This window comes from Providencia sp. CIM-Carb-044, assembly GCF_033901115.1.
Taxonomy (GTDB): Bacteria; Pseudomonadota; Gammaproteobacteria; order Enterobacterales; family Enterobacteriaceae; genus Providencia; species Providencia hangzhouensis.
The window spans coordinates 299,921-324,608 of record NZ_JAXADV010000002.1 but is presented as its reverse complement, the minus strand read 5'-3'; the positions used below and the strand labels follow the sequence as shown (position 1 = coordinate 324,608).

Sequence of the window (24,688 nt, the reverse complement as noted above, 5' to 3'; positions counted from 1 at the left end):
AATACAAATATTGCCATAGCCATAAAAACCAAGGAGGAGTTATGTCGTTGAGTCTAAAAACAACGAGTGCTTCGACACTCAATGTTGGAAACAAGCAGTATAATTACTTCAGTTTAGCGCTTGCTGAAAAAAAGCTCGGTGAGGGGACTAAATTACCTAAGTCATTAAAAGTTTTACTCGAAAATTTATTACGTCATATTGATGGCACCTCAGTTGTCGAACAAGATTTACAAGCAATAATTGACTGGCAAAAAAACGCGCATGCAGATAGAGAAATTGCTTATCGCCCAGCGCGTGTTCTCATGCAAGACTTCACGGGTGTTCCTGCTGTTGTTGACCTTGCCGCTATGCGTGAAGCAGTTAAATCCCTTGGCGGCAATGTTGAGCAAGTAAACCCGTTGTCACCTGTTGATTTAGTGATTGACCACTCGGTGATGGTGGATGAGTTTGCAACCGAATCAGCATTTGGCGATAACGTTGAAATTGAAATGGCGCGTAACCATGAACGTTATTTATTTTTACGTTGGGGCCAAAAAGCATTTAATCGTTTTCAAGTAGTGCCGCCGGGTACCGGTATCTGTCACCAAGTTAATTTAGAATACCTTGGCAAGGCAGTATGGTATGAAGAAATTGACGGTAAATTATATGCCTATCCCGATACTTTAGTGGGTACGGACTCTCATACGACGATGATCAACGGGTTAGGTGTGTTAGGTTGGGGTGTCGGTGGTATTGAAGCTGAAGCCGCGATGTTAGGCCAACCGGTTTCAATGCTGATCCCTGATGTTGTTGGTTTTAAATTAACAGGGAAATTATCCGAAGGGATAACAGCAACCGACCTTGTATTGACGGTAACACAAATGCTACGTCAACATGGTGTTGTGGGTAAATTTGTTGAATTTTATGGTGATGGCCTAGCGGATTTACCATTAGCAGACCGAGCAACGATTGCGAATATGTCACCAGAATATGGCGCAACTTGTGGTTTTTTCCCTGTTGATGAAGTGACGCTATCTTATATGCGTTTAACTGGGCGCAGTGATGATGAAATTGCGCTGGTGGAAGCTTATAGCAAAGAACAGGGTTTGTGGCGTTATGCAGGTGATGAACCTATTTTTACCAGTACACTTGAGTTAGACATGTCGACGGTTGAATCCAGCTTAGCAGGCCCTAAACGTCCGCAAGATAGAGTTGAACTCAGCCAAGTACCAAAAGCATTTCGCGGTGCAGTAGAGTTAGAAGTTAATAAAAAAATTCAATCGAGCTATCCTTCTGTTAAATATCAAAATAAAACTTTTGAGTTAACCGATGGTGCAGTCGTTATTGCGGCAATTACATCTTGTACGAATACGTCGAACCCAAGTGTATTAATGGCTGCAGGACTATTAGCGAAAAAAGCCGTTGAAAAAGGGTTAGTCCGTCAGCCATGGGTTAAATCATCATTGGCACCGGGTTCAAAAGTTGTCACTGATTATCTTGCTGTCGCGGGTTTAACGCCTTATTTAGATAAGCTCGGATTCAATCTTGTCGGATATGGATGCACAACCTGTATTGGTAACTCAGGCCCATTACCAGAACCAATAGAAGAGGCGATTAAACAAGCGGATCTTACCGTTGGCGCTGTGTTATCGGGTAACCGTAACTTTGAAGGGCGAATTCATCCATTGGTGAAAACCAACTGGTTAGCATCACCGCCACTTGTTGTTGCATATGCTCTGGCGGGTAACATGAATATCAACTTGAAAACCGATCCTATCGGTGTCGATAAATCAGGTAACGATGTTTATTTGAAAGATATTTGGCCATCGAGTGTTGAAATTGCCCAAGCTGTACAGCAAGTTAAAACAGACATGTTCCGCAAAGAATATAATGCGGTCTTTGAAGGTGATGACGCTTGGAGAGCATTGAAAGTTGAAAGCTATTCAACTTATCACTGGCAAGAAGACTCAACTTATATTCGCCATCCACCTTTCTTTGAAGGTATGCAAATTCAGCCAGCACCGGTCAAAGATATTCATGGTGCAAATATTTTAGCGATCCTCGGCGACTCGGTAACTACTGACCATATTTCTCCTGCAGGGAATATCAAAAAAGAGAGTCCAGCGGGGCGTTATCTGCAAGAACACGGCGTTGCTGTTGCAGATTTCAACTCTTATGGCTCGCGTCGTGGTAACCATGAAGTGATGATGCGAGGAACATTTGCAAATATTCGTATTCGCAATGAAATGGTGCCAGGTGTAGAGGGGGGATATACCTTACATATACCGACAGGCAAACAAATGGCGATTTATGATGCGGCAATGCAGTATCAACAAGAAAATCGCCCATTAGCTATAATCGCCGGTAAAGAATATGGTTCAGGTTCTAGCCGAGATTGGGCAGCTAAAGGCACGAATTTATTAGGTGTGAGAGTTGTCATTACTGAATCATACGAGCGTATCCACCGTTCTAATTTGATTGGCATGGGGGTTATACCTTTAGAATTTAAAGATGGGGTATCTCGTAAAACTCTCGGGTTAAAAGGTGATGAACGCATTGATGTCACAGGGCTTCAGTCAATTACCCCAGGGCAGGATATCACGGTAAAAATCACTTATGGTAATGGGGATATAAAAGAAGTTATAACTCGCTGTCGTATTGATACCGCAACGGAGATGGATTATTACCGTCATGGTGGTATTTTGCATTATGTAATAAGACAGATGCTACATTAATCATTAAATTATGACACTTCAACGCCTGTAAGATTGTATCCTACGGGCGTTTTTATTTTTTAATATTTAATCTTATTTATCAATCTTGTTTTTTCTCAATATTTTTGATGGCAATCTACGTTATGGTGTTAAATAGACGGTAAATTAAAGGAGAAAATAGTCGCAACTAGGCTAAATGAAAATAGGGTGAAGTTCGCCATAAATAAGTTTCTTTGTGCAAAATAATTGAATGTAATAGCTTCAACATGGGGCACCATGTGACTAGCTTATCGAAAACACTATTAAGGAAATGAGTATGGCAGATATCAATGAAACCGATTTCTATAAAGGGGCATTGTGGGCAGCAGATATCTTATTAACCACATCCCATTTTGATGGTGCGAACGAAGAGGTTCGTGACATTTTGGAGCACATACCTAACTTATATTCTATTGTGATGAGAACACCTGAAACGGAAGTCCATGATTTGCGTTTATATGCAGACAAAGAATTTCCACTCGGCTTAAATGCAGATTATACCGCCATTACCATTGCGCCATTACAAGACTACTTTGATATTCTGCCGATGCCCGATCAAAACCCTGAAAGTATTACGGTTGAAGTTGATTACTGGGGAGTGGTCGCAACAACATCTGCGGGTAAACAAGATTTATTGATTGCTGGTTTGGCAACGGCAGAGCAAGCACAGCATTATGCGCAAACACTAACTCAACAACTTGAATTGCAAAGAGCAAAATAGCCATTTGGTTGTTAATTGGTCGATTTAAGTATTATTATTCAACAAAAATGACAAAAACCCGCACTACTGTAATTTTATACAGTGGTGTGGGTTTCTTTAACTGAATGAGATTATAACGCGTTGGCTTCGGCTAATTGTAAAGCGAAATAAGTGAAAATAAGATCAGCACCTGCGCGTTTGATTGACCCCAGTGTTTCAAGAGCCACACGAGTTTCATCAATTGCACCCGCTTGAGCAGCAAATTTAATTTGTGCATATTCGCCACTGACTTGATAAGCACCGATAGGTAATTGGGTATGCTCACGTAAATCACGAATAATATCCAAATAAGCCCCAGCAGGTTTAATCATTAGCGCGTCAGCACCTTCACGTTCATCAATTAGTGATTCATGTAGTGCTTCACGGCGGTTCATTGGGTTCATCTGATACGTTTTTCTATCCCCTTTAAGGCATGAACCCGCTGCATCTCGGAATGGGCCATACAGTGCTGAAGCAAATTTTGTGGAGTAAGACATAATGGCGGTGTCTGTAAAACCAGCTTCATCAAGTGCATGACGAATTGCGGCAACTTGGCCATCCATTGCCGCAGAAGGGGCAATAAAATCAGCACCTGCACGTGCAGCGGCAACCGCTTGTAAACCTAGGTTATGGATGGTTGCATCGTTATCAACGATATGGCCGTGCATGACACCACAGTGACCATGGGAAGTGTATTCACAAAAACAGGTGTCAGACATCACTATCATTTCAGGGACGGTTTCTTTACAGATACGTGACATACGTGCCACTAAACCATTTTCTTGCCATGCATCACTACCATTATCATCAAGATGATGGGAAACCCCAAAGGTCATCACTGATTTTATTCCTGCATTTGCGATACGCTCAATTTCATAAGCAAGGCGTTTTTCAGGAATACGCATAACACCCGGCATGCTGTTGATTGGCATATAATCGTCGAGTTCTTCTTCAACAAAAATTGGCAAGCAAAGGTCATTAATAGAAAGGTGAGTTTCTTGGAATAAAGTGCGGAGTTTTTCAGTTTTACGCAATCTTCTCATGCGTTGAATGGAATGCAGGTTGTTCACAGTATCTCCTGGTAGTATGCGGAATAAACCTCAAAAACTCAGTTTATTCGTCAGGGTAATCAGATGGCTAACAGTATAAACCTTATGGAAAGAAAGTGAATATAGCCGTGGATAAATGGCACACTTTGAATGGTGATAATGAAATAGGAAAAATAAAGGGAAGAGCAGAACACTCTTCCTTTGCTGAGGTCATTGGTGCTTAAATAGCATATGGCCCATTTTTTCTGCTTTAACGTCAAGATAATGTTCATTACTTGGGTTGCGGCCAACGATCAACGGAACACGTTCTACCACGTTAATTCCAGCTTCACGCATGATATCGATTTTTTTCGGGTTATTCGTCAATAAGCGGACTTCATTTATCCCCAATAACTTATACATATCAGAGCATAAGGTAAAATCACGTTCATCCGCTTTAAAGCCTAACTTAATGTTAGCTTCAACCGTATCTAAGCCTTGATCTTGCAATGCATAAGCTCGGATTTTATTCAGCAAGCCAATATTTCGGCCTTCTTGACGATGGTAAAGTAATACCCCTCGGCCTTCTTTACTAATCTGAGAGAGTGCGGCTTCTAATTGAAAACCACAATCGCAACGTAGACTAAATAACGCATCTCCTGTTAAACATTCGGAGTGGATCCGGCTGAGTACCGGTTCACTTCCTGAGATATCGCCAAAAATTAACGCTACATGATCACGACCGGTTGCGATTTCTTCAAAACCCACCATCAAAAATTCACCAAAAGGTGTAGGAAGTTTTGCTTCGGCAACGCGTTTTAGCTGCATATTTTCTTTCATTAGTTAAAGTAACTCTTGCTTAATTAATAACGTTTATCGATATAAAGTAGCTTAACTATAATACATCGATGCTATATGACGTTTAGCATATAGAGGTTGGTATTCTTTGCACACGACCAACGCTGTATTACTATAACAGAGTTAATAATAGGTGAATGGAATATTTGTATATTTAATAGAACTTTATTTGGAACACGTTGAATGAAAAAAACTGTTTTGGTCGTTTGTACTTTTGCATTGTTATTAATTATGCCTCCCATGGTGATGATAGTTACAGGGTGGCATTGGTCACCAGAAACCCAGTTTAACTCAATGAAATGGATACTCTGGCTGACAGACACTGCGGGAGCACCTTATAGTATTTTAACGTCTCTGTTATTTCTTGGCGCAGTTGCATTTATTTTTCGTTCAGAAAAAAAACAGCAACTGAAAATATTGCTTGTTCTTGTTGGTATTGTATTACTGCAGCAAGGTTTGAAGACGGCATTAAAAAGTACGTTTAAAGAGCCTCGCCCTTATGTGGAATGGCTGGCAACCGAATATCAAATTCCTTCATCAGACTTTTATGCGTTAAAACGTAGTGAACGAGCAAAATTAATTAAAGACACCGTCAAACAAGATGAATATATAGCGAAATGGCAGCGTAAACACTGGCAAGCAGAAACCGGATATTCTTTTCCTTCTGGTCATATGTTATTTGCGGCTGGCTGGGCATTGTTTTTAATTGCGATTTTTTGGCAACAACGTTTATACGTTTTATCGATAGGGCTCGCTATTTGGGCTGAGGGTATTGCATTTAGTCGTATGTTGTTGGGCATGCATTGGCCTATTGATATAATTACTTCAGTGATCATCAGTGCGTGTTTTGCCTTATTTGGTTATTATATTTTGCGAGCATGGGGAATACTGAGTAAAACCGATTAATCTTTCATCAAGTTAACCATTATTAGGGGAGATCTGACTTAAATCTCTCATTGTATAAAATAAATTGCTTTGTCTGAATGCGTTGGAAATGCTACCTTAACAGGTAGATATTATTGGATGAATAGAACTGATAACGGGAATAAATGTGAAATATTTTCTGATTTTATTACTAGCGGTCGCTTTTTTTATTATTTCGATTACGCTAGGTTCAAGCAATGATCAGGTTATTACATTTAACTACCTGATTGCAAAAGGGGATTTTTCATTATCGACCCTTCTTGCATCACTTTTTGGTGTCGGTTTTGTGCTAGGTTGGCTAGTTTGTGCTGTATTTTATTTACGAGTCATTGTTAGCCTGAAAAACGCACGTCGTAAAATTAGACGTTTAGAATCACAATTAGGTGCTGGAGAAAGTCATATTTCCGATTCAACCTCATTAGTGACGACTCAGAACAAGGAATAATCCTGTATGTTCGAGTTGCTGTTTCTGCTGCTACCAGTTGCTGCTGCTTACGGTTGGTACATGGGGCGCAGAAGTGCTCAACAAGATAAGCAACAACATGCGAATCGCTTGTCACGTGATTATGTGACAGGCGTTAACTTCCTATTGTCTAATCAACAAGATAAAGCTGTCGATTTATTCCTCGATATGCTGAAAAATGAAGATAGCTCTGCTTTTGAAGCACATCTCACGTTGGGAAATTTATTCCGTTCTCGTGGTGAAGTTGAACGCGCCATTCGCATTCACCAGTCGCTGGTGGAAAGTGCCGCTTTATCATTTGAACAACGCTTGCTAGCAACCCAACAACTCGGTCGAGATTACATGGCTGCTGGTGTTTATGACCGAGCAGAAAACATGTTTCAACAATTGACGGACGAAGTCGATTTCAAACAAAGTGCCTTACAATCCCTGTTAAATATTTATCAATTAACTAGTGATTGGACAAAAGCTATTGAAACAGCAGGTAAACTGGTTAAATTAGGGCATACAGAGCTACGTGAGCAAATTGCACATTTTTATTGTGAACTAGCGACTCAACAACTTGCTAGCGATGATCTCGAAGATGCACTGATCTTTTTAAATAAGGCAGAGCAAGCCGACAACCACTGCGCTCGGGTCTCAATTATGAAAGGGCGGTTGTTCATCGAACAAGGTAATTACGACAAAGCAATTCATGTTCTAAAACAAGTCTATGAGCAAGATAGAGAGCTCGTCGCTGAAACGCTACCTTTGCTGTTTGATTGCTACCAACATACTGGCCAAGCCGATGAGTGGGAAGATTACCTACGTCAGTGTGTTGCGGGTAACTCAGGGGCTATTGCAGAGCTTTATTTAGCGGATATTATTGTTGAAAAGCAAAATCACGAAGCCGCTGCAAATTATATTAATGACCAAATTCAACGTCATCCTACCATGCGTTTATTTTATCGTTTAATGGATTACCATCTTGAAGAAGCTGAAGATGGAAGGGCAAAAGAAAGTTTGATTTTGCTACGAAAAATGGTAGGGGAGCAAATTCGTACCAAACCCGATTATCGTTGCCATAAATGTGGGTTTACATCACGTGCATTATATTGGCATTGCCCATCTTGTCGCTCGTGGGACACGATTAAACCTATTCGTGGGCTAGATGGGCAGTGACAGCGTCACTTTTTAAATAATAACGACTCTTTAAAGGCTAAGAAATGATTTCCTCAACTGAGAACCACACACATTCACCAATTATTGTGGCACTTGACTATGAAAATGCTAATGAGGCTTTGGCTTTTGTGGATCGCATTGACCCACGTGATTGTCGCTTAAAAGTAGGCAAAGAAATGTTTACTTTTAATGGTCCTCAATTTGTTAAGTCACTCCATGATCGTGGTTTTGATATTTTCTTAGATTTGAAGTTTCATGATATTCCAAATACTGTTGCTCGAGCGGTTGCAGCTGCGGCTGAAATGGGGGTATGGATGGTTAATGTTCATGCAAGTGGTGGTGCTCGTATGATGGAGGCGGCACGCCAATCTCTTGAGCCTTATGGTAAAGAGGCGCCATTACTCACAGCAGTAACCGTATTAACGAGTATGGATGAATCTGATCTCATTGGTGTTGGGATTAATCTGTCACCAGCTGCTCATGCAGAGCGTTTGGCCTTATTAACCAAACAATGCGGGCTAGATGGTGTTGTTTGCTCTGCTCATGAAGCCCAACGTTTAAAACAAATTTGTGGTGCCGATTTCAAATTAGTTACCCCAGGTATTCGCCCAACGGGAAGTGATGTTGGGGACCAACGCCGCATTATGACACCACAAGATGCAGTGAAGGCGGGTGTGGATTATATGGTGATTGGTCGTCCGATTACGCGTAGTGAAAACCCAACTGCCACATTACAACAAATCAATCAGTCTATTGAAGGTTTGCTATGAGTGATTCAAATAGTCGTCTTGTTTACAGTACAGAAACAGGGCGTATTGCTGAAGATAAACCCAAAATTGAAAGGCCTAAAGGTGATGGTATTGTGCGGATCCGCCGTGAGACATCAGGCCGTAAAGGAAAAGGGGTTTGTGTTGTAACTGGTCTTGACCTTGAAGACAGCGAATTAGTTAAATTAGCGGCTGATCTTAAAAAGAAGTGTGGCTGTGGCGGAGCTGTCAAAGACGGTAACGTTGAAATTCAAGGCGATAAACGTGATGTTATCAAACAGTACCTTGAGGCGAAAGGTTTTCAAGTTAAGTTAGCTGGTGGCTGATAGGTTCGAAAATTTTACTGTTTGTCATGAGTGGCTACTTAGAAAGCCACTCATTTTATAACGAAGAAGTGGTTAAATTGCTGCTAACTCAGCAAATAAAGCTGGGTTACGTTTAATGGCGATGAGTATTTTAGCTGCTAGCCCTGTTGGGTTCCGTCGTTTAAGTTCCCAACTTTTAATTGTATCGAGGCTAGTCCCTAGTGCATGAGCTAATTCGCTTTGGGAAACATTCAGTTGTTCTCGAATAGCTTTGACATCAGTAATTTCGTAACGAGTAACATTAGCGGCTTTTTGATAGCCTTGTTTTATTTCAACAGCTTCTTCTAAAGAGGCTTTTAATTCGTTGAATATACTCATTTTATACCTCATTTTTTAGTAATTTCGTTAGTTTCTTTAATTCTGCTTTTTCTAAGTCATTTAGCGTATCTTTGACATTTTTTGGATAAGCCATTATAAAATAAATAATTTCTGCTGTAGCTAGGAAATAAATAACTCGTACACTTGCACTTTTTCCTTTATTACCAGTTGCCATCCTAATTTTACGAAGCCCACCCGTTCCTTGGATGATATCGCCTTTATCTGGCCATGCGATAAGTTCATTTTGTAATATCCTAAGTTCTTCTTGTGTGGCGATAGATTGGATTTGTTTGGTAAAAAAGCTGGTTTCAATAAATTCAATTGCGTGACTCACAGGGTTCCCTCCCTTTGTATTAATTGCAAGTGTACTTTGTACACTTTTTGCCGTCAATAGTTTAATAGATTATCGGATATAAAAAATAAAATAGCGTTCATACTGAACGCTATTTTAGATTAAGGAGAGCGACTAAAGGATATTATGAGATTTATTTGCCTACTTGGTGTCCAATAATTCCGCCAATAGCCGCACCACCTACGGTTCCTATGGAACTTCCGCCTGTCAATACCGCGCCACCAACAGCTCCTACACCGGCACCAATCGCTGTGTTTTTATCGCGTTTAGACATATTTGAACAGGCACTGACGCTGATAGCGACAGTAGCTATCACCATGAATGATAAAATACGTTTGCTTACTGTGTTCATTTTAATGACCCTTAATACAGATTTAACAGTTAACAAAATATCATGATAGGTAAATTTACGAATAAGAATAATCAGGAAAAAATATGGAAAAGTGTTTGCAGTTTAACGTTTAATGCGAATTTTAGGTTGTAAAAAAGTAGATAGAAAAATAAAAGACCATAGGTTTCAAACTATGGTCTTTAAAGAGTAGCAGAAAAGCTGTTATTCGGCTGGTCTAGCGACGATATTACGTGTTTCCATACGAACTTCATTAATGGTGACATTGATAATATCGTTAAGTTGGTAAGCTATTTCACCTTTAACAAGTACATTACCTGTTTCTTGGCTACATTGGATCTCATCACGAACACTATGAATAAAAGGCGCAGGAACAAAAGCTACAGCACCATTATCTACCAAACGGACTCTTACGCCACCGCGAGTGATATCAATAATTTCAGCTGGGAATTTGGTATCCGTACCTTCAAAAGGTTTTAAGTAACGAGAATAGAGCCAATCACCCACATCACGTTCAGCCATGCGGTTTGCACGACGACGTTCGGCTAACTTGATTGATAATTCTTCGGATGGCTTATTCGTTGAAGGTTTACCAGCAATAATGGATTTGATTAAACGGTGGTTGACGATATCGGTATATTTACGAATTGGTGAAGTCCAAGTCGCATAAGCTTCAAACCCTAAACCGAAATGCGGGCCGGGCTCAGCTTTGACTTCTGCGAAAGTTTGGTAACGGCGAATGCGGCTATCGAGGAATTGGGTCGGCTGTGCATCTAGTTGACGGCGTAGTTGGCGGAAGCCTTCTAGTGATAATAATGATTCAGCCGTTGTTTCAATGCCATTATCTTTAAGCGTTTGCACGACTTGGTCAATTTGTAGGGGTTCAAAGCCCATATGCACATTAAATACGCCAAATCCTAATTTTTCTTTCAGTACTGCGGCAGCACAGAGGTTAGAGGTGATCATGGCTTCTTCAACAATGCGATTAGAGCTGCGGCGACGTTCAGTCACGATATCAACCACAATTCCTTTGTCATCTAATACAAAGCGGTAATCAGGGCGATCTTTGAACACGAGTGCATTGTTTTCGCGCCATAGTAAACGCCTATCTGCCATTTCTTTAAGCAGCAAAATTTGTTGTTTGTCAGTGTCATTTTCTGGCTGCCAACTGCCTGTATTTTCAAGCCAATCAGAGACTTCGTCATAAACTAATTTAGATTTTGATTCGACCCAAGCGCTGAAAAACTCAATATTATCGTCAATGCGACCATCTTCTTTGATGAGTGCAATGCAGACTAAAGCAGGGCGACGTTCATTTGGGCGCAAAGAGCACAGGTCGTCAGATAATTTGCGCGGTAGCATTGGAATATTAAAACCCGGTAAATAGTTGGTGTAGCCACGGGCTAAAGCCAGTTTATCGAGTTCGCTACCTTCTGGTATATAGCTTGTTGGGTCAGCAATAGCGATATACAGTTTTAAGTCACCATTATCGGTTTTTTCAACATAGAGTGCGTCATCTATATCTTCAGTACTTGCATTGTCTATGGTTGTAAAGTGCAAGTGAGTTAAATCAACTCGTTCAATACCTTGGTCATCACGTTCGCTATCAACCATTTGCGGTTCATTACGGTCTAATTGGTGACGGCGTAACGTTACCCACCATGGTGCAAAATGATCATCTCCGTCAGTGATAAACTCAGTAATTTCAGCGTAGAAGGTTTTATCGCCTTTTAATGGATGGCGTCGCATTTGTGCAACAACCCAATCATCTTGCTTAAACTCATGAGTAATGCCATTGATAGGACGGCAAGAAATCATATCCTTCAGTAATGGGTGATCGGGAATGACAAATAAACGGTTATCATTTTCTTTCTTTTGTATTTTCCCAACAAACCTATCTAAAAAAGGTTCTACCAGTTCTTCTGGTTCTGCAAATTCACGGTCTTTATCGGTATGAACCGTAGCAATAACACGATCACCATGCATGACCTTTTTCATTTGAGGAGGCGGAATGAAATAGCTTTTTTGGCCATCAACTTCGAGAAAGCCAAAGCCTTTTTCTGTACTTTTTACCAGCCCTTCGACGCGTGGGGTTTGGGCATGTAGTTTTTGTTTAAGCTGTGCGAGCAGTGGGTTGTCTTGGAACATACTTACCGTTTAATTAATATTGGGTTTGGCTCTATTGTTACGTAAGACAAAGTCTTAGAGCAAGGAAAAAATGCGTTACCGGCTAGATTCATGATTAAAAGTATCGTTTATCTATAACCTATTCAAAATAGTATCTTGGTCAATCTTCTGGATATATTTTATCTTTAAATTCGCATAAATCTTCGATAATACAAGAGCCACAGCGGGGTTTGCGGGCAATACAAGTATAACGTCCATGCAAAATAAACCAATGGTGACAATCTACTTTAAACTCTGCAGGTACAACTTTAAGGAGTTTGTCTTCAACTTCAACGACATTCTTACCAGGAGCAAAGTTAGTACGATTGCAGACACGGAAAATATGCGTGTCAACGGCGATAGTCGGCCAGCCAAATGCGGTATTAAGAACCACATTTGCCGTTTTGCGGCCAACACCCGGTAAAGCTTCTAAAGCCTCTCGGTTTTCAGGGACTTGGCTGTTGTGCTTTTCGATTAAAATTTGACAGGTTTTATAGACGCTTTCAGCTTTGGTATTAAATAAGCCAATGGTTTTAATGTACTCTTTTATTCCATCCACACCGAGTGCCATAATAGCTTCAGGCGTATTAGCTACAGGATATAGCTTTGCTGTCGCTTTATTGACACTCACGTCAGTAGCTTGAGCTGATAATAAAACGGCGATTAATAGCTCAAAAGGGGAGTTAAATTCTAACTCCGTTGTAGGGTGTGGGTTGTTATCCCGTAGACGAGTTAGAATTTCAATGCGTTTTGATTTATTCATTGCTCACAAAATATCGTTGTTAAGAAATATGGCTGCCGCAACCTTGCTGTTTTTCATATTCACGTTCTGGTTGAATACCAGATTGTCGTGCGGCTCTTTTTTTCATTTTTTCATCAATTAAGTATTTCGCAGCTAATAGTAGTGCTAGGCCAATGAAGGCACCAGGCGGTAGCATAGCGAGTAAAAATGGAGAATCAAGATGTAATACTTCAATACGAAGGGAGGTAGCCCAAGAACCGAGTAACAAGTCAGCGCCATCAAATAAGGTCCCATTCCCTAAAACTTCACGAATTGCTCCTAGAACAAGCAAGGTCGCGGTTGCACATAAGCCCATAGCAAACCCATCAAGGGTAGATAGCCCAACAGGATTACGAGATGCATAGGCTTCTGCGCGTCCAATCACAATGCAGTTGGTAACGATTAACGGAATAAAGATCCCGAGAGATTCATATAAACCAAAAGCATATGCGTTGATTAACATTTGTACCGCACTAACAACAGAGGCAATAATCATCACGTAGATAGGGATGCGAATTTCTGATGGTACCCAACGACGTAAAGCAGAAACTGCAACATTAGTACAAACTAAGACTAATGTTGTCGCTAAGCCTAGCCCTAATGCGTTTGTTGCTGTTGATGAAACAGCGAGCAGCGGACAAAGCCCTAATAGTTGAACCAATGCAGAGTTGTTTTTCCACAAACCTTGCATTAATAAGTCTTTAGATGTATCGCTCATTATTCGTCCCCACAGCGTGGATAATTCGATAATTGTTGTGGAATTTGTTGCATAAATACCGCAGTACGTTTAGTGGCATTGACGACTGCTCTGGGTGTAATTGTTGCCCCAGTAAACTGATCAAATTCACCTCCATCTTTTTTAACTGCCCATTTAGGGTCATTATCAGAGGTTATTTTTTTACCACTAAAATAAGTAATCCAATCAGATATTCGTGTCTCAATTTTGTCACCAAGCCCAGGTGTTTCATGATGTTCTGTAACACGAGTTCCCAGTACTGTACCGTGAAAATCTGTACCGACTAATAAATGTATAGCGCCTGAGTAGCCGTCTAATGCTGTTGTTTCCAAGGCAGCAGCAACAGGTTCGCCATTTTTACGGGCTAGATACAAGCGCCTAGGTTGTTTATTACCCAGTATGGCCTCATTAGTGACTAAATAACACTCTTTTGCGAGGTCATTGTCATATAAATCACTTGGTATCACTTGGTCGAGTAGTTTTTTCTGAACAATAGCAGCTTGCTCAGCAATGGTCTCTTTCGTTAACGTGTACACCGCAGCGCTAAGCGCAGTGGTTCCTGCTGCAAAGATGGCTAACGTTACCCCATGGCGTCTCATCGTGTTCAACATACGGTTATCCTTACTTATGTCCATGACCGTACGCACGAGGTTGCGTATAGTAATCAATTAATGGAACAGTAATATTGGCGAGTAACACGGCAAAAGCAACAGCGTCAGGGTAACCACCGTATACACGGATCACCCAAACAAGAAAACCGATAATCACACCAAAAATAATCCGTCCCTTAGGCGTTGTCGATGCGGTGACAGGGTCAGTCGCAATAAAAAATGCCCCTAGCATAGTGGCACCAGACAATAAATGAACCCATGGCGACGCATGTTGGCTATCATCAATTAAATAACTAACAATAGATAAAACTGCCAATGTACCTAAGAACGAAACCGGAATATGCCAGCTAATAATACGGCGCTGTAATAAGAACAAACCACCCACTAAATAGCCAATATTCACCCATTGCCAACCAATTCCCGCTAAGGAACCTTGTAAAATAGGTTGTTGTAATACTTCAGAAATAGAATGAGTCAGTAGGCCCGTTTTAAAGCTATCAAGCGGGGTCGCTTGGCTCATGCCATCAATGCCTGTACGTAGTTGCTCGAGGGTAATACCTGTTGGAGTATGGCCACTGAGAATAATGGATAGGCTATCAAGTGCAGAAATCGACATATTTTGTAATTCATGTGGAGGTAGCCAGTTTGTCATGTGAACAGGGAATGATATTAGCAAAACGACATAACCCACCATCGCAGGGTTAAAAGGGTTTTGCCCCAATCCACCATAACATTGCTTAGCAATCGTAATAGCAAAAAATGTCCCTAATACGATCATCCACCAAGGTGAGAGCGGAGGTAGGCTGATAGCTAATAATAATGCGGTCACAATGGCGGAATTATCTTTTAGTACAGGAACCACAGGTTGTTGGCGTAAACGAATAGAAACTGCTTCTGTGATAACCGCTGTTAGCACCGCTAAAATAATTTGGTATAAGGTGCCAACGCCAAAGAAATAAACTTGAGCAGCAATACCCGGTATTGCTGCTAAAAGTACCCAAAGCATCACTAAACTGGTGCTTTGATTGTTATGAGTAAATGGTGCGCTAGCAATTTTTAAACGGCGATTTTTCGCATCAATTGGCCTAAATTTCATCTCGTTATCACTTACTCTGTAGTCGTTTGTTCATGTTGTTTTTGTGCTTGCTTTGCTTTTACTCGCGCGATCGCAGCGGCAACGGCAACTTTTCGAGGGTCGGTTTCCTCTTCAATGGGTTGTTCAGCGGCGGGTGTAAGCTCTTCTTGTGCGAGTTGTTCTGCTTGAGCTGCTTTTTTGGCTTTCGCTCGTGCAATGGCGGCCGCGACAGCCGCTTTACGTGGGTCAACCTCAGCGTCAGTGACCGTTTCAGCAACTGGCTCAGTTGCAGATTGCGCTTGTGCGGCTTTTTTGGCCTTCGCTCGTGCAATGGCAGCTGCGACAGCCGCTTTACGTGGGTCAACCTCAGCGTTAGTGACCGTTTCAGCAACTGGCTCAGTTGCAGATTGCGCTTGTGCGGCTTTTTTGGCCTTCGCTCGTGCAATGGCAGCTGCGACAGCTGCTTTGCGAGGATCATCCGTGGCCTCTATATCAGTAGGTTCTACTGGTGTATTGGCCAGTTTTTCCGCCTGTTTAGCACGTGCTTGTGCTTTACGGGCTTCGCGAGCAGCAATCACAGCACTATTGTCTGGTAATTCACCGGAAACAATCTTAATTGGTTCGGTTGTCGCACTTTGTTTGGCTTTAACCCGGGCTAAAGCTGCATTAACGGCATCTTTATCAGCGCTATCTACCTGTACAGCAGCTTTTTTATGACGTTCTTCCCGCGCTTGCTTATCACGTTCCATACGCAACTGTTTTGCTTCAAAACGCAATTTTGCTTCAGCGGCACGGCGCTCTTCTTGAGCTATTTCACGAATTTCTGCTTTTTCTTGACGATAATATTGCACTAGCGGAATATTACTTGGGCACACATAAGCACATGCACCACACTCTATGCAGTCAAATAAATTATGTTTTTGCGCTTTTTCGTGTTCATCTCCTTTACTGAACCAGTAAAGTTGCTGAGGAAGTAACCCGGCTGGGCAGGCATCGACACACAACCCACAACGAATACACGCTTCTTCTAGTGCTTTAGGTCCCATTTCTTCCATTGTGGGAACCAGTAAACAGTTACAAATTTTTACGACAGGGACATTCAGGTCGGGTAGGGTAAAGCCCATTAAAGGCCCCCCCATAATCACCATTTGTTCTGGCTCTGGGTTAAAACCTGATTGCTGTAATAGATGTTTAACCGGAGTGCCTAAACGCGCCCAAAAATTACCCGGTTTACTGATGGCTTCACCAGTAACGGTTACCACACGCTCAATCAATGGCTGGCCATCAACAACCGCGCGTTTAATGGCGACGACAGTACCGACGTTTTGCATCAACACACCAATTTGTGAAGAACGCGCACCGGATGGCACTTCTTTTCCCGTCAAAATTTTTGTCAGCTGTTTGGCACCACCTGATGGGTATTTTGTTGGTATAACTCGGATGAATATTTGTTTGTCTTGCGAGGTGACAGCATCTTTTAGGGCACGGATAGCCTCGGGTTTATTGTCTTCAATACCAATTAATATTTGGTCAGGGTTCAATAAATGCTGTAAAACACGACAGCCTTCAATGACTTCCTGTGCGTGTTCTTGCATTAACCTATCATCAGCTGTGATATAAGGCTCACATTCAGCTGCATTAATGATTAATGTTTTAATCGCATCTTGACCACCGGCCAATTTTGATGCGGTTGGGAAACCTGCACCACCGAGGCCGGCTATCCCAGCTTGTTCAATTTTTTGCAGTAATTCAGCACGGGTTAGTTGAACGTAATTAGGCTCTGGGGACAAAGTACACCATGTATCATGGCCATCGGCTGCAATACGCACACACAATTCTTTTAAGCCTGAAGGGTGTGCCGTTACCATAGGTTCAATTGCAGTGATCACCCCTGAAGTTGATGCATGAACAGGTACAGTACGCCCAAGCCCTTTAGTCAATGGCTGGCCTTTTAATACGGAGTCGCCAACCTGAACAATTAGCTCTCCCTCAGGGCCCAAATGTTGTTGTAATGGGATAATCAGCTCATTGGGCACTGATGCAATACGCATCGGTGTTTGGCTAGATTGTAGCTTCATTTCAGGCGGATGGATCCCACCTTTAAAATCCCAAATATTATCTTTTTTCAACCAATTAAAGAGCTTAAGCATGAGTTTCACCTCTTGCTTTAGTGACAAGCTGTTCATTGGGTTCAACACTAATATTTTTTACTGGGATAGTGTTTAAATCCCATTTCCAATTGGCTGTAGTCGTTTTCACAGGAACAAGCTCAATACAATCTGTAGGACAAGGGGCGACGCATAAGTCGCAGCCTGTGCACAAGTCTTCAATCACAGTATGCATGGCGCGGGTTGCGCCAACAATGGCATCAACAGGGCAAGCTTGAATGCATTTAGTACAACCAATGCAGTTTTCTTCGTCGATAATAGCCACTTTACGAACGGGGTTTTGCGCGGCTTCATCGCCATCAATCGGCTGAGGGTCGACATTAAGCAACTCAGCGATTTTTAGCATGACTTGCTCGCCACCAGGGGCGCATTTGTTGATCATTTCCCCATTATTTGCAACCGCTTCGGCGTAAGGGCGACAGCCAGGATAACTGCATTGACCGCACTGGCTTTGAGGCAATATTGCTTCAACTTGTTCGACAATAGGGTCTGCTTCAACTTTAAAGCGTAATGAGGCGTAACCTAACATCAGCCCAAATATCAGGCCAAAAACGGCTAATATACCGATAGCAATCCATACAGACATCATTAGAATTTCACCAAACCACTAAAGCCCATAAACGCGAGAGACATTAAGCCAGCTGTAATTAACCCAATTGATGACCCTTTAAAAGGGGCAGGAACATTGGCAACAGCTAAACGTTCGCGAATAGCGGCAAATAAAACCATAACTAATGAAAAACCCACAGCAGCGCCAAAACCGTACACGGCAGACTGCATAAAAGTATGAGACATATTAATATTTAATAAGGCAACACCAAGAACCGCACAGTTGGTGGTAATTAAAGGCAGAAAAATACCGAGTAAACGGTAAAGCGTTGGGCTCGTTTTCCTGACTACCATTTCAGTAAACTGTACAACAACAGCAATCGCTAAAATAAAGCTTAGCGTCCGCAGATAGACAAGATCGAGAGGAATAAGGACAAGTGTGTCAATCAACCAAGAACTGATTGATGCTAATGTCATAACAAACGTCGTTGCTAAGCCCATTCCAATGGCCGGTTCGAGTTTTTTTGAGACGCCCATAAAAGGGCATAAGCCAAGGAATTTAACGAGAACGAAGTTGTTAACCAGCACTGTTCCAACAAAGAGTAATAGATAATCAGTCATGCTATTGCCTGAAATGAAAAAAGAACAAAAACTGGCCGAAGCCAGTTAAACTATCATTATGATATCAAGCAATTTATGTGATGCTTATCGATCTTGTGTGAAAGTCATTTTCACACGTTGAGAGCGTTTTAGATAAGGGACAAAGAAACCCGCGCCAATTAAAGGCCATGCTAAGACCTGCAAAGCGGTTTCATCGTCAATAGGTGAAAATGCGAAGGTTTTTATACCTAATAATAACAAAATGAGTAGCCAAATAATAAAACGGCGGGGGAAATGCTTTGAGCGGGAAAACATCAGTTGCAGTACATGAATACTGAAAATAGTCATCCCAACAGCGATGGCAAATGACAGATACCAAGCGGCAGGAATAAAACTTGTCCAATGATCAACAGTCGTGACAATCTCATAAAATTTAATGCAATACATAACAGTCATACTGCAAACAGCTAAAAAGGTTAATAACAAATAGATCGCTGGAACTAATAGCCAGCCAGTGATGCGGTTAGCGTCATAAACTGAAGTCATAATTAATCAAACCATTTTGGCAAATTCGCTGGACAATCTACAATCCTATCATAGATTTATTTGCCATTTCATTCCTTCTGATGGTACTTTTTATCTCTACCTGAGTTTATCGTTGTATGAGGTCTAAATGTCTAAACCAATTAAAGTCGCGATCATCGGATATGGCTATGCCAGTAAAACATTTCATGCTCCCTTCCTTGGTATTTTAGAAGGGTATGATTTAACAACGATTTCTAGCAGTGACCCGAGTAAGGTTAAGGCAGATTGGCCAAATATTCATGTTGCCGCCTCTCCGGAAGCTGTTTTTGCTGATAAAGATATCGAACTAGTCGTTATTCCTACGCCTAATGATACTCACTTTCCTCTTGCTCAAGCGGCATTAGCAGCAGGGAAGCACGTCGTTGTCGATAAACCATTTACATTAGATGTCTCACAAGCAGAACAATTAAAACAACAAGCGGAGCAAGCAGGAAAATTATTGTCGGTTTATCATAACCGCCGATGGGATTCAGGTTTTTTAACAGTTAAAAAAATATTAGAAGAAGGTAATCTAGGCGATATTAAATATTATGAATCACATTTTGACCGTTATCGCCCGTTAGTTAGGCAACGTTGGCGTGAAGCTGATATTCCTGGAGCAGGTATTTGGTACGACTTAGGGCCGCACTTGTTGGATCAAGTCCTGCAGTATTTTGGTAGGCCTTTAGGGATCAACGTTGATCTTGCCATGATCCGCCCTAATGCACAGGCAGTGGATTACTTTCATGCCGTTTTGCAATATGCAGATAAGAAGGTTGTATTGCATGCAACAACATTAGCTGCTGCACCAACACCGATATATGTTATTCATGGAATGAATGGTAGCTATGTTAAATATGGTTTAGATACCCAAGAAGACTGTTTAAAAGCTGGCAAACGACCAGAAGGGGCTGATTGGGGAGTTGATACCAATATGGGTAACGTGACGTTGTCACAAGGTGATGAGCTTATAACACAATCGTGGCCAAACCAACATGGTAATTATGGTGGTTATTATCAAGGGATATATGATGCGATTCGCCATGGTAAACCAAACCCCGTCACACCGAGTGAAGCAATAGATATTATGAAGCTTATTGAAGCAGGTATACGTTCGGCAAAAGAAAAACGCACAATCGAAGCAATATTTTAACGTCATTAACGCACACTATAAGGCCAGTTAACATAACTGGCTTTTATTATGGATAATCGAATGAATTTGCTAGCTAAACTGAGAATCGACCCATTTTTACTTATCATGATTGGCGTTGTCATTCTAGCCAGCCTTTTTCCTTGTGAAGGCGATATAAAAACGGGGTTTCAATATTTAACTACTGCTGCAATTGCATTATTGTTCTTTATGCATGGGGCTAAGTTATCTCGTGAATCAATAATGGCAGGAATAGGGCATTGGCGTCTCCACCTCTTGGTTTTTGCGAGTACATTTATTGTATTTCCTATCGTAGGCTTAGGACTTGCGGTGATTGTACCTAAATGGATGTCACCTACAGTATATATGGGGTTTTTATACCTGTGTGCTTTACCTGCAACTGTACAATCAGCAATTGCTTTCACCTCGGTGGCCGGGGGAAATATTGCCGCGGCTATTTGTAGTGCATCAGCGTCAAGCATTCTTGGGGTTTTTCTTTCACCAATCTTAGTTGGTTTATTGATGGATGCTGATGGCAGCCAAGCCATGGATACGCTCAATGCAATAGGGTCTATTTTAATGCAATTGATGCTGCCATTTGTTGTGGGGCATTTGTCTCGACCATTGATTGCCAATTGGATAAACCGGAATAGAAAATTAGTTAATATGACTGACCGGTCTTCAATATTATTGGTTGTTTATGTGGCATTTAGTGAAGCGGTTGTCGAGGGGATTTGGCAGAAAATAGACGCATTTTCACTCTTTATGATTGTGGTTGTCACTTGCGTTATTTTATTTATTATCATTGTATTCAATACATTGGCTGCACGGTTGCTAGGTTTTAGCAAAGAAGATGAGATTACTATCGTGTTTTGTGGCTCGAAAAAGAGCCTAGCTAACGGAGTCCCAATGGCGAACGTCTTGTTTCCTGCTGCGACAGTAGGGGTCATCTTATTGCCACTGATGATTTTCCATCAAATACAACTTATGGTCAGTGCTGTACTTGCACAGCGTTATGCTAAACGATTATCGACCAAATAAGCACAAATATTGAGGGGATTAGTAACCCCTCATGTTTTTTGCTGTTTATTTATAAGGGTACTTATTTAGTTACAACATACAATAGAGCTTTATAATTGATACATTAACAACAGTGTTTATACGTTAAGTATAAAAAAGCTAACTAGAGGGGGAAATGATTGGTTAATGATGACGGTCTATTGGTGTGTAAAGAGATGTGAAATGTTTGAGAGAGTTATCAGGGTTATAATAAATACCCTGATAACATTTAAATTAACGGGTAGCGGCTTTATGTAAGAGCGCTTTTTTCTCACTTTCAGATAAAAATGCCATACTTAGGCCATTACGTTGCGCTTGTTCTATTTCTGCTGAAGTTAAACCTGCTTGCGGGGCTGCAACTTCATACTCATAGCGTAACTCAATACCTTGAACTGCTGGGTCATCTGTATTAATTGAAGCCAATACACCTTGTTGCAAAAAGGTTTTTAATGGGTGTTGAGCAAGGGATGGCACAGTGCTTGTTTGAATATTTGATGTTAAACAGCTTTCCATACCAATTTGATGTTTTACTAAATATTCAATTAAAGCAGGGTCTTCTATTGCCTTTACACCATGGCCAATTCGTTGTGCACCTAATACATTGATAGCATGCCAAATACTGTTCGCTCCAGCCGCTTCACCTGCATGAACAGTGATATTTAACCCTGTATCTCTAGCTTTGATAAAGTGTGACTCAAATAACTCTCCAGGGAAACCTAGTTCATCTCCAGCTAAATCTAAAGCACATAAGTGATGACGATGAGCTAATAGTCCTTGTAATTCAGTTGTACAGGCTTGTTGGCCAAAAGTACGGCTCAAAATTCCAATTAAATTAATTTTAATGTCGAATTGTTGGCACCCAGCACGCACGCCATCAATAATAGCTTCAACGACACCTTCTACAGGTAGCTGGTGTTTCATGGCCATATAGTATGGAGAGAAGCGTAGCTCTGCGTAATCGATACCAGCATTAAAAGCATCTTCGACATTTTCAAATGCCACACGGCGGCATGCTTCTAAATCTGCTAAAACAGCGACTCCCCAATCGAGTTTTGCTAAGAAACCGACTAAATCAGCTTCTTGTCCTATAATTTGGACGTGAGGGCGCAAAGCTTCAAGTTCTGTCGCTGGTAATTGAATGTGATGCTGTTCTGCTAAGGAAAGAATCGTTTCTGGGCGGATATTGCCATCAAGGTGGCGGTGTAAATCGGTTAAAGGTAAATGTGTTTTAATCACGGAATGATCCTTTATCTATTTTCTATCCTCATTTTGGCTTTTATTTTTCCAAATGCAATTCCAAATCACGAAAAATGTGAAACGTGATCAATAATTACATTTTAAGTGTGATGTATCTCACACTTAAATGGGTGTCAAATAAAAAAGCCAGCTATATGGGTTCACTTCATATTAACTGGCTTTTGTGACTAAATTGTATCGATTAGATTAATTAGTTAGCTGGCGCTGCATCTTGTGGTGCTAATTCAGGCTCAATTTCCATTTCTGGTGCTGGTTCTGCATCTGGAGCAGGTACAGCTTCATATTCTAATGCATCTTCTGGGTTAGACATCACTTTCATCTTAGTGAGGAACTCAGCTAAGGTATATTTGTCATTATTGAATGTCAGGTCATTACCTGCAAATTTGATAGTCATAGTTAAATCATTTTCGCTATCAATCATCCAAGGTGATTTTTTCTGTTTAGCTTTTTCAGCACGTTCTTCATCTGTCATAAACATTTCTTCAAATGGAGAAGAGAACATATCTGAAGTCAGCATTTGCTGAACACCTTCAAATTCAGAAGTAACCATACCTTTCATTTCTTTCTTAGTATCAGCATTAACTGGAACACCTTGATCTAAAATCATTGCTTGAGTCATTGATTCGATCATCATTGGCTTGTTCAGTTTTAAATTGAAATCAAAAGAAGTAATGAGTTGCTTGATAGCTTCATCAACTTTGTTAGACATTGCTAACGCAGTAATTTCATCTTGGTTCCATTTATTAAATGTGATGTTTAGGTCAACTGAACTTTGGCCAGCTTCATTTTTCCAGTAGAAGGGGCTAACAGTGAATACAGGCTTGCTTTTCATTAGCTCTGGCAATGTTGTAGACATCATTTCCATCGCTAAACGCTCTGTTGCTTCAGTTGGGTCACCATTAGCTAAGCCTTGAGCTAATGCTTCATTATATTGTTCAACGAATTTACCTAATGCTTTAGCATCTAATTTTTCAATAGCAACAGTCAGTTCGCCAGAACCTAAGTTTTGCTCTAATGCCTTTAAGTCAGAGATGCTATAAGAAATATTCCCTTTCACATCTTCGCCAGTAATAGAGGTGTCGCTTGAAATTTTGAAATCTTTAAAAGAAAATTTAGTTTCAGGAATGTTGAAATCTGTATCAGCAATAACAAATGACTGGGTTCCAGTGTAGAAGCCATATTGTGATTTTGTTACATTAGAGACTAATTTTAAGCCTTTTAATGTCATAGATTCAGAGTTATCTTTTTTACCAATAACTAAATTATCAGTGACTAAAGTTGCATCAACGGCAGCAAGATCAGAAGTTGTTGATACATCAAACTTAGAACCACTGAAAGATAATGAAACGTCATCTTTCTTATACTCGACAGGGATCAGCTCTAAATTGGTATCAATACTTTTGCTATAGCCAATGACAGCAGAACCATGAATAAATGGTTTACCTTGAGTCGCTTCGAATAATTCTTTTGTCGTCGCGTTGTTAGCTAATTCAATTTGCGTCGCTGCTAATTTTGGTAATAAATTAAACTTAGCGACTTGTGATAATGGGAATGGACCGTGGTCAATATTCGTTTTGAATACAATTGAGTCTTCTGGTGATACTGAATCCGCAGAGGTGATTACGATATCTGCTTTAGATGAAAAAACACCTTTTTCATAATTTTCTACTTTAAAATTCAAACCTGACTCAGGCACATTTACAGCAAAAAAATCGTTGGTTTTGAGAATTACTCTATCAAGTTCATCTTTTACTTTAGAACCTGTATACCATGAAGCTCCAGTCCACACTGCCCCCAGAGCAACAATAACACCAACCGCGACTAATGACTTTTTCATTATAAACATCCATCCTTTCAGCACGTTATTGCCGTACTTATAAATTTATAAAAGTTTTATATAATCGTCTTCATACAAT

25 protein-coding genes are annotated in these 24,688 nt (G+C 40.9%); 9 read left to right on the top strand and 16 right to left on the bottom strand.

The window, feature by feature from the left end:
* Window positions 1–41 precede the first annotated feature (41 nt).
* Both acnA and SJ312_RS04825 read left to right on the top strand, forming a co-directional pair.
* A complete protein-coding gene (acnA, locus tag SJ312_RS04830; protein WP_319867087.1) occupies window positions 42–2,714 on the top strand; it encodes an aconitate hydratase AcnA in 2,673 nt (890 codons plus the stop codon).
* 295 nt (window positions 2,715–3,009) lie between these two features.
* Window positions 3,010–3,453, top strand: coding sequence for a hypothetical protein (locus SJ312_RS04825; RefSeq protein ID WP_036957705.1), 444 nt, complete (start codon window positions 3,010–3,012; stop codon window positions 3,451–3,453).
* A gap of 110 nt (window positions 3,454–3,563) precedes the next feature.
* Here the strand turns inward: SJ312_RS04825 and hemB are convergent, their stop codons facing one another.
* The gene (gene hemB / locus SJ312_RS04820) at window positions 3,564–4,541 is read right to left on the bottom strand and encodes a porphobilinogen synthase (protein WP_036957706.1); all 978 of its coding nucleotides are present in this window, start codon (window positions 4,539–4,541) and stop codon (window positions 3,564–3,566) included.
* Window positions 4,542–4,730: 189 nt separating this feature from the next.
* A complete protein-coding gene (ribA, locus tag SJ312_RS04815; protein ID WP_094960627.1) occupies window positions 4,731–5,327 on the bottom strand; it encodes a GTP cyclohydrolase II in 597 nt (198 codons plus the stop codon).
* A 213-nt stretch (window positions 5,328–5,540) separates the two neighbouring features.
* Here ribA and SJ312_RS04810 point away from each other — a divergent pair, with 213 nt between their 5' ends.
* The 5 genes from SJ312_RS04810 to yciH all read left to right on the top strand — a co-directional run bounded on the left by SJ312_RS04810 (window position 5,541) and on the right by yciH (window position 8,998).
* Window positions 5,541–6,263 (top strand): phosphatase PAP2 family protein, encoded by a 723-nt coding sequence (locus SJ312_RS04810; protein ID WP_110591751.1) that lies wholly within the window; start codon window positions 5,541–5,543, stop codon window positions 6,261–6,263.
* 145 nt (window positions 6,264–6,408) lie between these two features.
* A complete protein-coding gene (locus SJ312_RS04805; RefSeq protein WP_004254219.1) occupies window positions 6,409–6,726 on the top strand; it encodes a LapA family protein in 318 nt (105 codons plus the stop codon).
* Between the two features lie 6 nt (window positions 6,727–6,732).
* Complete coding sequence (lapB, locus tag SJ312_RS04800) at window positions 6,733–7,905, top strand: lipopolysaccharide assembly protein LapB (protein ID WP_004254221.1); 1,173 nt, start codon at window positions 6,733–6,735, stop codon at window positions 7,903–7,905.
* Window positions 7,906–7,949: 44 nt separating this feature from the next.
* On the top strand, window positions 7,950–8,675 hold the full coding sequence (pyrF, locus tag SJ312_RS04795) for an orotidine-5'-phosphate decarboxylase (protein ID WP_153673381.1): 726 nt from the start codon (window positions 7,950–7,952) through the stop codon (window positions 8,673–8,675).
* The gene (gene yciH, locus SJ312_RS04790; RefSeq protein WP_187710350.1) at window positions 8,672–8,998 is read left to right on the top strand and encodes a stress response translation initiation inhibitor YciH; all 327 of its coding nucleotides are present in this window, start codon (window positions 8,672–8,674) and stop codon (window positions 8,996–8,998) included. The genes pyrF and yciH overlap by 4 nt, the downstream gene beginning before the upstream one ends.
* Before the next feature lie 72 nt (window positions 8,999–9,070).
* On the opposite strand, the gene nadS is transcribed toward yciH, so the two are convergent.
* The 12 genes from nadS to SJ312_RS04730 form a co-directional block, all read right to left on the bottom strand.
* Complete coding sequence (nadS, locus tag SJ312_RS04785; protein ID WP_036957713.1) at window positions 9,071–9,355, bottom strand: NadS family protein; 285 nt, start codon at window positions 9,353–9,355, stop codon at window positions 9,071–9,073.
* 1 nt (window position 9,356) lies between these two features.
* Window positions 9,357–9,689, bottom strand: a complete 333-nt coding sequence (locus tag SJ312_RS04780; RefSeq protein ID WP_036957715.1) for a type II toxin-antitoxin system RelE/ParE family toxin — start codon at window positions 9,687–9,689, stop codon at window positions 9,357–9,359.
* Window positions 9,690–9,840: 151 nt separating this feature from the next.
* The gene (osmB, locus tag SJ312_RS04775) at window positions 9,841–10,059 is read right to left on the bottom strand and encodes an osmotically-inducible lipoprotein OsmB (protein WP_036957717.1); all 219 of its coding nucleotides are present in this window, start codon (window positions 10,057–10,059) and stop codon (window positions 9,841–9,843) included.
* Window positions 10,060–10,260: 201 nt separating this feature from the next.
* Complete coding sequence (locus tag SJ312_RS04770) at window positions 10,261–12,204, bottom strand: exoribonuclease II (RefSeq protein WP_004254232.1); 1,944 nt, start codon at window positions 12,202–12,204, stop codon at window positions 10,261–10,263.
* A 139-nt stretch (window positions 12,205–12,343) separates the two neighbouring features.
* Window positions 12,344–12,985 carry an endonuclease III gene (gene nth / locus SJ312_RS04765; protein ID WP_004254236.1) on the bottom strand — a complete coding sequence of 214 codons (642 nt, stop codon included), beginning with the start codon at window positions 12,983–12,985 and terminating at the stop codon, window positions 12,344–12,346.
* Window positions 12,986–13,004: 19 nt separating this feature from the next.
* Window positions 13,005–13,721: an electron transport complex subunit E gene (locus SJ312_RS04760; RefSeq protein ID WP_319867080.1), complete on the bottom strand. Its 717-nt coding sequence runs from the start codon at window positions 13,719–13,721 to the stop codon at window positions 13,005–13,007.
* Window positions 13,721–14,350 carry an electron transport complex subunit RsxG gene (gene rsxG / locus SJ312_RS04755; RefSeq protein WP_036957719.1) on the bottom strand — a complete coding sequence of 210 codons (630 nt, stop codon included), beginning with the start codon at window positions 14,348–14,350 and terminating at the stop codon, window positions 13,721–13,723. Before rsxG ends, SJ312_RS04760 begins: the two co-directional genes overlap by 1 nt.
* A gap of 10 nt (window positions 14,351–14,360) precedes the next feature.
* A complete protein-coding gene (gene rsxD / locus SJ312_RS04750; protein ID WP_004254245.1) occupies window positions 14,361–15,446 on the bottom strand; it encodes an electron transport complex subunit RsxD in 1,086 nt (361 codons plus the stop codon).
* Window positions 15,447–15,457: 11 nt separating this feature from the next.
* Window positions 15,458–17,575, bottom strand: a complete 2,118-nt coding sequence (gene rsxC / locus SJ312_RS04745) for an electron transport complex subunit RsxC (protein WP_319867079.1) — start codon at window positions 17,573–17,575, stop codon at window positions 15,458–15,460.
* A complete protein-coding gene (gene rsxB, locus SJ312_RS04740) occupies window positions 17,568–18,182 on the bottom strand; it encodes an electron transport complex subunit RsxB (RefSeq protein WP_004254251.1) in 615 nt (204 codons plus the stop codon). The genes rsxC and rsxB overlap by 8 nt, the downstream gene beginning before the upstream one ends.
* Window positions 18,182–18,763, bottom strand: coding sequence for an electron transport complex subunit RsxA (rsxA, locus tag SJ312_RS04735; RefSeq protein ID WP_004254254.1), 582 nt, complete (start codon window positions 18,761–18,763; stop codon window positions 18,182–18,184). The genes rsxB and rsxA overlap by 1 nt, the downstream gene beginning before the upstream one ends.
* Window positions 18,764–18,847: 84 nt before the next feature.
* Window positions 18,848–19,288 carry a DUF2569 domain-containing protein gene (locus SJ312_RS04730; protein ID WP_094960548.1) on the bottom strand — a complete coding sequence of 147 codons (441 nt, stop codon included), beginning with the start codon at window positions 19,286–19,288 and terminating at the stop codon, window positions 18,848–18,850.
* A gap of 127 nt (window positions 19,289–19,415) precedes the next feature.
* Here SJ312_RS04730 and SJ312_RS04725 point away from each other — a divergent pair, with 127 nt between their 5' ends.
* Window positions 19,416–20,459, top strand: a complete 1,044-nt coding sequence (locus SJ312_RS04725) for an oxidoreductase (protein WP_153673384.1) — start codon at window positions 19,416–19,418, stop codon at window positions 20,457–20,459.
* Window positions 20,460–20,519: 60 nt separating this feature from the next.
* Window positions 20,520–21,497 carry a bile acid:sodium symporter family protein gene (locus SJ312_RS04720; RefSeq protein WP_094960550.1) on the top strand — a complete coding sequence of 326 codons (978 nt, stop codon included), beginning with the start codon at window positions 20,520–20,522 and terminating at the stop codon, window positions 21,495–21,497.
* A 252-nt stretch (window positions 21,498–21,749) separates the two neighbouring features.
* Here SJ312_RS04720 and add read toward each other — a convergent pair whose 3' ends face one another.
* Both add and SJ312_RS04710 read right to left on the bottom strand, forming a co-directional pair.
* Complete coding sequence (gene add / locus SJ312_RS04715) at window positions 21,750–22,751, bottom strand: adenosine deaminase (protein ID WP_004254279.1); 1,002 nt, start codon at window positions 22,749–22,751, stop codon at window positions 21,750–21,752.
* A 211-nt stretch (window positions 22,752–22,962) separates the two neighbouring features.
* Window positions 22,963–24,609, bottom strand: coding sequence for a YdgA family protein (locus tag SJ312_RS04710; RefSeq protein ID WP_319867076.1), 1,647 nt, complete (start codon window positions 24,607–24,609; stop codon window positions 22,963–22,965).
* Window positions 24,610–24,688 lie beyond the last annotated feature (79 nt).

Coding starts and splice junctions, on each gene's coding strand:
- lapB (WP_004254221.1), top strand. CDS start 6,733: ATGTTCGAGTTGCTGTTTCTGCTGCTACCAGTTGCTGCTGCTTACGGT.
- pyrF (WP_153673381.1), top strand. CDS start 7,950: ATGATTTCCTCAACTGAGAACCACACACATTCACCAATTATTGTGGCA.
- rsxA (WP_004254254.1), bottom strand. CDS start 18,763: ATGACTGATTATCTATTACTCTTTGTTGGAACAGTGCTGGTTAACAAC.
- rsxC (WP_319867079.1), bottom strand. CDS start 17,575: ATGCTTAAGCTCTTTAATTGGTTGAAAAAAGATAATATTTGGGATTTT.
- SJ312_RS04760 (WP_319867080.1), bottom strand. CDS start 13,721: ATGAGCGATACATCTAAAGACTTATTAATGCAAGGTTTGTGGAAAAAC.
- osmB (WP_036957717.1), bottom strand. CDS start 10,059: ATGAACACAGTAAGCAAACGTATTTTATCATTCATGGTGATAGCTACT.
- SJ312_RS04720 (WP_094960550.1), top strand. CDS start 20,520: ATGAATTTGCTAGCTAAACTGAGAATCGACCCATTTTTACTTATCATG.
- yciH (WP_187710350.1), top strand. CDS start 8,672: ATGAGTGATTCAAATAGTCGTCTTGTTTACAGTACAGAAACAGGGCGT.
- ribA (WP_094960627.1), bottom strand. CDS start 5,327: ATGCAGCTAAAACGCGTTGCCGAAGCAAAACTTCCTACACCTTTTGGT.
- rsxG (WP_036957719.1), bottom strand. CDS start 14,350: ATGTTGAACACGATGAGACGCCATGGGGTAACGTTAGCCATCTTTGCA.
- SJ312_RS04810 (WP_110591751.1), top strand. CDS start 5,541: ATGAAAAAAACTGTTTTGGTCGTTTGTACTTTTGCATTGTTATTAATT.
- SJ312_RS04730 (WP_094960548.1), bottom strand. CDS start 19,288: ATGACTTCAGTTTATGACGCTAACCGCATCACTGGCTGGCTATTAGTT.
- SJ312_RS04725 (WP_153673384.1), top strand. CDS start 19,416: ATGTCTAAACCAATTAAAGTCGCGATCATCGGATATGGCTATGCCAGT.
- acnA (WP_319867087.1), top strand. CDS start 42: ATGTCGTTGAGTCTAAAAACAACGAGTGCTTCGACACTCAATGTTGGA.
- SJ312_RS04710 (WP_319867076.1), bottom strand. CDS start 24,609: ATGAAAAAGTCATTAGTCGCGGTTGGTGTTATTGTTGCTCTGGGGGCA.
- rsxB (WP_004254251.1), bottom strand. CDS start 18,182: ATGATGTCTGTATGGATTGCTATCGGTATATTAGCCGTTTTTGGCCTG.
- SJ312_RS04825 (WP_036957705.1), top strand. CDS start 3,010: ATGGCAGATATCAATGAAACCGATTTCTATAAAGGGGCATTGTGGGCA.
- SJ312_RS04770 (WP_004254232.1), bottom strand. CDS start 12,204: ATGTTCCAAGACAACCCACTGCTCGCACAGCTTAAACAAAAACTACAT.
- nadS (WP_036957713.1), bottom strand. CDS start 9,355: ATGAGTATATTCAACGAATTAAAAGCCTCTTTAGAAGAAGCTGTTGAA.
- nth (WP_004254236.1), bottom strand. CDS start 12,985: ATGAATAAATCAAAACGCATTGAAATTCTAACTCGTCTACGGGATAAC.
- rsxD (WP_004254245.1), bottom strand. CDS start 15,446: ATGAAATTTAGGCCAATTGATGCGAAAAATCGCCGTTTAAAAATTGCT.